Genomic DNA, 7538 nt, shown 5'->3' on the forward strand with positions numbered 1-7538 from the left:
CAGTTAGACCAACTTAAATTTATCTAATAGCTCAACGACTTGTATTTTGTTATTCCACATCAATACATCTATAATCGATAAATGAGGAATAAATTCGTCATTATTCTGTGAGTATTCATATTTTTCAGTTTCGATAAACGATAAACATATTTCTTTTTCAAGAAAATACTCTTTATCATAAAGCGATTTTCCACCTGGGCTATTTATGTAATCATTTGATTTTAAAATACCAGCCATAGCTATCAACTTATCGGCAGCAGATAAATCACGGTTATACTCGAGTTCACTTGAATAATAAAAGTCTTTACTAATACCTAAATAATCAAACACGACTGAAATACTCTTCGCACAAAGATGATCCACACGTCTGTTTTCATTATTCAATACGGATTTAATAAGTGGAAAAACATGCTCAAAGTAAGGGGCTTTTTTATAACTTTGTTCAATTGTTTTAAGTATTTTTTTTATATTTTTATCAAAGCTTAGTTCATTAATTAATGTATTTGATGACATGCCAGGCACCGGGATAGTAAAACGCTGAGCTTTACCATTTGATAGAATGTTATTCCGATTTATATAGCCTCCTTTTATAAAGGTTACATCGTCATAAAAAACAAATTTATCTACAGCATTGACCAATTGATAATAACCTAAATAAGGGAATAAATAAGGCTGCATTACAGCAAAGCTCATAGTATTTCCTTAATAACGTTAGTGACGGTTAACACATCTTCAGCGCTCATAGAGTTATGCAATGGTAAACAAATGATCCCGCCTGCTACCTTTTGACTGTTGCCGCAACCAAAGCTTTTTTGTTTGCTATAGGCTAGATCAAGTGAGGGTGTAAAATAGCGACGGCATTGAATATCATTTTTAGCCAGAGCTTGCATTACATCTTTCTGCTTTTGTGCATCCGCGATGTATATAGGCATATAAGCACCATTGAGGCTTGCTTGCGAATGCCATTGTGGTAATTCAACCACATTTTTCAACTGATTTGTGTAGTTATCAAATAGTGCTGTTCGATGCTTTATAACACTTTCAATATCATCAAGTAATGTTAAACCTACAGCACATTGGTATTCGTTAAGTTTGGCATTGATACCTGCCGCGCCAAGTGTTCCATCAGCTTGTATACCAAAATTTATCAGTTGCTTAGCTTTATCAAAATCAGCCTTACATTTGAAAATAATAGCGCCACCTTCAACCGTATGGAAAACCTTAGTAGCATGAAAACTTAACGTGCTTGCATCACCATAATTAAGCACTGATTGCCCAGCTATTTTCACATCAAAAGCATGTGCCGCATCGTAAATTACTTTTTTATTATACTTATTGGCGACGTCAGCTATATCGTGAACATTACATGGGTTACCATAGACATGAGTTGCAACTACGCCATCGTAGTTATTATCTTTTGCGAGCGCTTTATCAAGTGCTATTGGGCATAAGTTATAGCTGTGCATATCAATATCACTGAATGCTGTGTCAATGCCTTGCCACAATAATGAGCTAGTCGTTGCTACAAAAGTAAAAGGAGTTGTAATAGCTGAATTAATATTTAATGCTTTACAAGCGACTTGAATTGCGATAGTACCATTAGAGACTAGCAATAAGTTTTCAACACCTAGATACGCCTCTAGACGCTTCGTGAGTTGCTCATGTAATGGACCAAAATTAGTGTACCAGCCACTCTCATTGACTTGCGCTAAATAAGCAGTCAACTTAGTTAAGTCTGGGGTTAGTGGTTTATTAAGTGCTATCATTATTTAATCTTTTATCAATTGCATTAGGTATTGGCCATAACTATTTTTTAAAAATGGTTTTGCTAGTACCTCAAGCTCTTGCTTACTTAACCAGCCATAATTAAATGCAATTTCTTCCAAGCATGCGATTTTATAGCCTTGGCGTTTTTCTATAGTTTCTACAAATTGTGCGGCTTCAAGCAAGCTTTCGTGCGTGCCTGTATCTAACCAAGCAAACCCACGACCAAGTATCTCAACATTTAGTTTACCTTGCTCTAAATAAATTTCGTTAAGGCAGGTAATTTCAAGCTCACCACGCGCTGAAGGCTCAACTTGTTTCGCTAGTTCAACTACGGAATTATCATAAAAATAAAGGCCTGTTACTGCAAAGTGTGACTTTGGCTTAACTGGCTTCTCTTCAATTGAAATTGCTTTTTGTTGCTCATTAAATTCGACTACACCAAATCGCTCAGGATCTTTAACTTGGTAACCAAATACTGTTGCATCTTTTCCACTTTTAGCATTCTCTACAGCCTGTTTTAATTTAGGTGTAAAACCTTGGCCATAAAAAATATTATCACCCAATACTAAACATACATCGTCATTTCCAATAAAGTCTTCGCCTAAAATAAAAGCCTGCGCTAAGCCATCGGGGCTTGGCTGTACTGTATAGCTAAGCTCAATACCAAATTGTGAACCATCACCCAGTAAACGCTTAAATGAGTCGCTATCTTCTGGAGTAGTAATAATAAGCACTTCTCTAATTCCAGCTAGCATTAATACCGACAGTGGATAATAAATCATTGGCTTATCATAAATTGGTAATAACTGCTTTGATACCCCCATTGTAATAGGGTAAAGACGAGTGCCCGAGCCGCCCGCGAGGATAATCCCTTTCATACTACTCTCCTTCTACACGTGTGTTTAGTTCACCTAAGCGCTCGCGCTTGTATGAACCATCTTGCACATTTTTACACCATGTTTGGTTATCTAAATACCACTGAACCGTTTTGCGAAGCCCTGTTTCGAAAGTTTCAACAGGCTGCCAGTTAAGCTCTTCACTCATCTTTGATGCATCTATAGCGTATCGGCGATCGTGCCCTGGCCTATCATTAACAAATGTTATTTGTTCGGCATAACTCGACTTTTTTGGCACCAACTCATCTAGAATACTGCAAATGGTTTTTACTACTTCAATATTTTGCTTTTCGTTATGTCCGCCAATATTATATGTTTCGCCAACTTTACCTTCAGTTACTACTTTATATAGTGCACGTGCATGATCTTCTACATAAAGCCAATCACGAATTTGGTCGCCTTTACCATAAATTGGCAGCTCTTTCCCCTCAAGTGCATTAAGAATAACCAGAGGAATTAGTTTTTCAGGGAAATGGTAAGGGCCATAATTATTTGAGCAATTTGTAATTATGGTAGGTAAACCATAAGTACGCAGCCAAGCACGCACTAAATGATCGCTTGACGCTTTGCTCGCGGAATATGGGCTACTCGGTGCGTAAGCTGTTTTTTCGGTAAACAAAGGTAGCGTTTTACTCTGCGCATTATTTTCTTGTTCATCAGGATGCGGTAAATCACCATATACTTCATCGGTAGATATATGGTGGAACCTAAATACATTTTTAGCTGTATCAGTTAATGTATTCCAATATTCGCGAGCGGCTTCTAATAAATTATACGTGCCTACAATATTGGTTTGAATAAATTCCGCAGGTCCAGTAATTGAGCGGTCGACATGACTCTCAGCAGCTAAGTGCATAACGGCGTCAGGCTGATACTTTTTTAAAATACGATCTAATTCTTCACGGTTACAAATGTCAGCCTGCTCAAATGTATAACGAGGATTGTTATCTATAGGCCTGAGTGATTCTAAATTACCGGCATAAGTAAGCTTATCTAGGTTGATAACCAGATCACTTGTATTCTCAATGATATGACGGATAACAGCAGAACCAATAAATCCTGCACCACCAGTTACAAGTATTTTCATATTATTTTTTACCTAAAAACTCTTTATACCAAGGCATTGCTTTACTTATACCTTGCGATATTTTGAATTCTGGCTCGTAGCCTAAATTGTTCTTAGCCTTACTCACATCTGCTTGAGAATGGCGTACATCACCAGCTCTAAAATCTCTGTAAGTAGGATCTTTTTTAACAAAAATTGAGCTCTCACTCAGGGCTGCTTGAATAGCTTTGTATAAATCATTTAATGTAGTTCGATCGCCTACTGCTACATTATAAACATTATCTTTGACATCATCTGAAGCTGTAGCTGCTAAAATATTCATCTGAACTGTATTTTCAATAAAGCAAAAGTCTCTGCTGGTTTCGCCATCACCGTTTATAAAAACCTCTTCGCCTTTTATCATATCAGCGGTCCATTTTGGAATTACTGCAGCGTATGCTCCATTTGGATCCTGTCGCTGTCCAAAAACATTAAAGTAACGTAAACCGATTGTTTTAAAGCCATATGTTTTTGCATAAACACCTGCATATAATTCATTAACATATTTAGTTACCGCGTAAGGAGAAAGCGGGTTACCAATATTTTCTTCAACCTTTGGTAATGCAGGGTGGTCACCATAAGTAGAGCTACTTGCAGCATAAGTAAAGCTTTTAACGTTAGCCTCTTTTGCTGCTTGTAACATATTTAAAAAACCAGTAATGTTAGCTGCATTAGTTGTAATCGGATCAGCAATTGAACGTGGTACAGAGCCTAATGCTGCTTGATGTAATACATAATCTATTTTGTTATTTATGGCTACTTCGCAATCTTGATAATTACAAATATCACCTTTGATAAATGTAAAACGACTCCATTGTTCACTTGAAACCAAGCCTTTCACTTCATCTAAATTATACTGATGACCAGTTGCAAAATTGTCTAGTCCGACAACAACTTGATTTAATTTTAACAAGTGCTCTAAAAGATTTGAGCCTATAAAGCCAGCGACACCTGTTACTAACCAAGTTTTAGGGGAGGCCAATAATTCAGCTTTAATTTGTTCGTAACGAGTCATGGTATTCCTTGATTCGAGCTTCGAGCTTCGAGCTTCGAGCTTCGAGCTTTTAATAATAAAATCTAGATTTAACAAAACAAAGGGTAAATAAAAACTTGAATCTTTTGCCTTTACCCTTTAATCAAAATTGTTTACAGCCTCATATCTACACTTTGTTTCGGTAGTACGTATTTTAAGTCGTAAAGTACATGATCAACTTTGCCTAGCCCACGAATTTTATCAGCACCCATTTCTTTAAATTCGTTATGTCCGACTGCAAGTATAATTGCATCATAGTTATTCTCTTTATACTCTGTAGTTAGATTCAAACCATATTCATGTTGAGCTTCATCGTTTGAACACCAAGGGTCCACTATATCCACATTAATATTGTATTCTTTGAGCTCACTAACGATATCGACAACTTTAGTATTACGTAAATCAGGACAGTTTTCTTTAAATGTTAATCCCATTAGCAGTATATTTGCGCCATTTATCTGAATACGCTTTTTAAGCATTTTTTTTACAAGTTCAGAAACTACATGCTTGCCCATACCATCGTTTAATCTTCGTCCCGCTAGAATCATTTCTGGGTGATAACCTACGCTTTGAGCTTTATGAGTTAAATAATATGGATCAACACCTATACAATGCCCTCCCACTAAGCCTGGTCGAAATGGTAAAAAATTCCATTTTGTGCCTGCAGCCTCCAAAACTTCTAGAGTATCAATATTAAGTTTGTTAAAAATAATAGACAGCTCATTGATCAAAGCAATATTTACGTCACGCTGTGTGTTTTCAATCACTTTTGCCGCTTCAGCAACTTTAATAGAACTTGCTTTATGCGTTCCCGCTGTAATTATTGATTTATAAAGTTGGTCAACTATTTCAGCAATCTCAGGTGTTGAGCCTGAGGTTACCTTTAAAATATTTGTAACACGGTGCTCTTTGTCACCGGGATTTATTCTCTCAGGAGAGTAACCTGCGTAGAAATCCTCATTGAACTTAAGCCCAGAAATTCTCTCAACTACAGGTAAGCAAGCTTCTTCTGTTGCGCCTGGGTATACTGTTGACTCATAAATAATTATATCGTTTTTTTTAACAACCTTACCAAGCATTTCACTAGCTTTCACTAAAGGGGTTAAGTCAGGTTGTTTATGCTCATCAATGGGTGTTGGAACTGTAACAATATAAACATTACAATTCTTTAGCTCAGTCACTGCACTTGAGTATTTCAAATAAATCGACTCTTTAAGCTCATTATCAGAAACTTCTAGTGTAGAGTCATACCCTTTTTGTAATTGCTCTATTCGACTTTGATTAATATCAAACCCCAATACAGAGTATTTTTTACCAAACTCGACCGCTAAAGGCAGTCCCACATATCCAAGACCGATAATACCAATATTTATGTTTTCAAAATTCATTACCAAATTCCTTTTGTATCAATCAAAAAGTTACTTGATACTTTCTTTTCTCTAAATTGTATGTGATCAACTAACAATAAATGAATATCTGCATTTTCAATTGCATACTCTAAAGTGCATAACTCAATGGCCGTCATATTATTTGGTAAGGATTTAATATTAGGCTCAACTGCAATAACGTTTCCTGAGTGTATATTTACAACTTGTTTAGTTATATTTAATGCAGGGCTTTCTCGTAAATCGTCAATATCAGGCTTAAAAGCTAGGCCATAACAAGCAATAGTCACATCTTTGGCAGTTTTATTAGGGTTTTCTTGTAAAAAATCAGCTATAGCTAGTTTTACTTTATTAATTACCCACTGTGGCTTTGCATCATTAACCTTACGCGCTGTATGTATTATTTTCGCCTGTTCTGGTGTTTTACTAACAATAAACCATGGATCTACAGCAATACAATGTCCGCCAACACCTGGACCTGGTTGTAGAATGTTGATTCGAGGATGACGATTGGCAAGTGATATTAACTCCCAAACGTCTATGTTTAGCTTGTCACAGATTATTGATAACTCATTAGCAAACGCAATTTGTACATCTCTACATGAGTTTTCTGTCAATTTAGCCATTTCAGCAGTACGAGCATTAGTAATTACGCATTCGCCTTTTACGAAGGTTTTATAGAGCTCTACGGCAAGCTCTGAACACTTTGAAGTCATACCACCTATTACGCGGTCATTTTCCACCAGTTCGCGAACTACATGCCCAGGTAGTACACGTTCAGGGCAGTGTGCTAAATTCACATCTATATTTGCATCTGTATAGCTACTTTCAGCACTAGGGAATGTTAAATCTGGGCGGGCAGCAGCTAACCAATCAGCCATTTGTTCAGTCGCCCCAACAGGAGATGTTGACTCCAATATTACTAAGTCCCCTTTCTTAAGAACCGGTGCAATAGCCTCACTAGCTTCTTTGATATAACTTAAATCAGGCTCAGGTATTGCTGAATCGTTATTTTTGAACGGGGTTGGCACTGCAATTAAAAATGCATCTGCTGGCTCAGGTTTTGTTACCGCTTTTAAATACCCTTCAGTAACAGCGGCATGAACTATCATATCTAGATCGGGTTCTACTATATGGATCTCACCACGATTTATAGTATCTACCGCATGTTGATTTACATCAACACCAATTACGATTTTTTTACGTGATGCAAACATGGCTGCAGTTGGCAAGCCAATATAGCCCAAACCAACAACTGAAATAGTATTAAATGACATGATAATCCTTGTGTATGTAGGTTCTAGGTTCTAGGTTCTAGGTTCTAGGTTCTAGGTTCTAGGTTCTAGGTTCTA

At 36.8% G+C, this 7538-nt stretch carries 7 protein-coding genes; all 7 read right to left on the reverse strand.

Annotated elements, in window-relative coordinates; translation table 11 throughout:
* Positions 1-3: 3 nt before the first annotated feature.
* The gene (locus tag BM380_RS13230; protein WP_090494769.1) at positions 4-693 is read right to left on the reverse strand and encodes a WbqC family protein; all 690 of its coding nucleotides are present in this window, start codon (positions 691-693) and stop codon (positions 4-6) included.
* Positions 690-1766, reverse strand: a complete 1077-nt coding sequence (locus BM380_RS13235; RefSeq protein WP_090494770.1) for a DegT/DnrJ/EryC1/StrS family aminotransferase — start codon at positions 1764-1766, stop codon at positions 690-692. Before BM380_RS13235 ends, BM380_RS13230 begins: the two co-directional genes overlap by 4 nt.
* A gap of 3 nt (positions 1767-1769) precedes the next feature.
* On the reverse strand, positions 1770-2645 hold the full coding sequence (gene rfbA, locus BM380_RS13240; RefSeq protein WP_090494772.1) for a glucose-1-phosphate thymidylyltransferase RfbA: 876 nt from the start codon (positions 2643-2645) through the stop codon (positions 1770-1772).
* Between the two features lies 1 nt (position 2646).
* On the reverse strand, positions 2647-3750 hold the full coding sequence (gene rfbB, locus BM380_RS13245; protein ID WP_090494775.1) for a dTDP-glucose 4,6-dehydratase: 1104 nt from the start codon (positions 3748-3750) through the stop codon (positions 2647-2649).
* A 1-nt stretch (position 3751) separates the two neighbouring features.
* Positions 3752-4783 (reverse strand): NAD-dependent epimerase/dehydratase family protein, encoded by a 1032-nt coding sequence (locus tag BM380_RS13250; RefSeq protein ID WP_090494777.1) that lies wholly within the window; start codon positions 4781-4783, stop codon positions 3752-3754.
* 131 nt (positions 4784-4914) lie between these two features.
* Positions 4915-6189 carry a Vi polysaccharide biosynthesis UDP-N-acetylglucosamine C-6 dehydrogenase TviB gene (gene tviB / locus BM380_RS13255; protein WP_090494779.1) on the reverse strand — a complete coding sequence of 425 codons (1275 nt, stop codon included), beginning with the start codon at positions 6187-6189 and terminating at the stop codon, positions 4915-4917.
* Positions 6189-7463 carry a UDP-N-acetyl-D-mannosamine dehydrogenase gene (gene wecC / locus BM380_RS13260; protein ID WP_090494781.1) on the reverse strand — a complete coding sequence of 425 codons (1275 nt, stop codon included), beginning with the start codon at positions 7461-7463 and terminating at the stop codon, positions 6189-6191. The genes tviB and wecC overlap by 1 nt, the downstream gene beginning before the upstream one ends.
* Between the last annotated feature and the right edge of the window lie 75 nt (positions 7464-7538).

Origin of the sequence: Pseudoalteromonas sp. DSM 26666 (genome assembly GCF_900116475.1) — a bacterium.
Lineage (GTDB): Bacteria > Pseudomonadota > Gammaproteobacteria > Enterobacterales > Alteromonadaceae > Pseudoalteromonas > Pseudoalteromonas tetraodonis.

Bases quoted from the DNA above. Each gene is read 5' to 3' on its own strand.
- BM380_RS13250 (WP_090494777.1), bottom strand. From the start codon at position 4,783: ATGACTCGTTACGAACAAATTAAAGCTGAATTATTGGCCTCCCCTAAA.
- BM380_RS13230 (WP_090494769.1), bottom strand. From the start codon at position 693: ATGAGCTTTGCTGTAATGCAGCCTTATTTATTCCCTTATTTAGGTTAT.
- rfbA (WP_090494772.1), bottom strand. From the start codon at position 2,645: ATGAAAGGGATTATCCTCGCGGGCGGCTCGGGCACTCGTCTTTACCCT.
- tviB (WP_090494779.1), bottom strand. From the start codon at position 6,189: ATGAATTTTGAAAACATAAATATTGGTATTATCGGTCTTGGATATGTG.
- wecC (WP_090494781.1), bottom strand. From the start codon at position 7,463: ATGTCATTTAATACTATTTCAGTTGTTGGTTTGGGCTATATTGGCTTG.
- BM380_RS13235 (WP_090494770.1), bottom strand. From the start codon at position 1,766: ATGATAGCACTTAATAAACCACTAACCCCAGACTTAACTAAGTTGACT.
- rfbB (WP_090494775.1), bottom strand. From the start codon at position 3,750: ATGAAAATACTTGTAACTGGTGGTGCAGGATTTATTGGTTCTGCTGTT.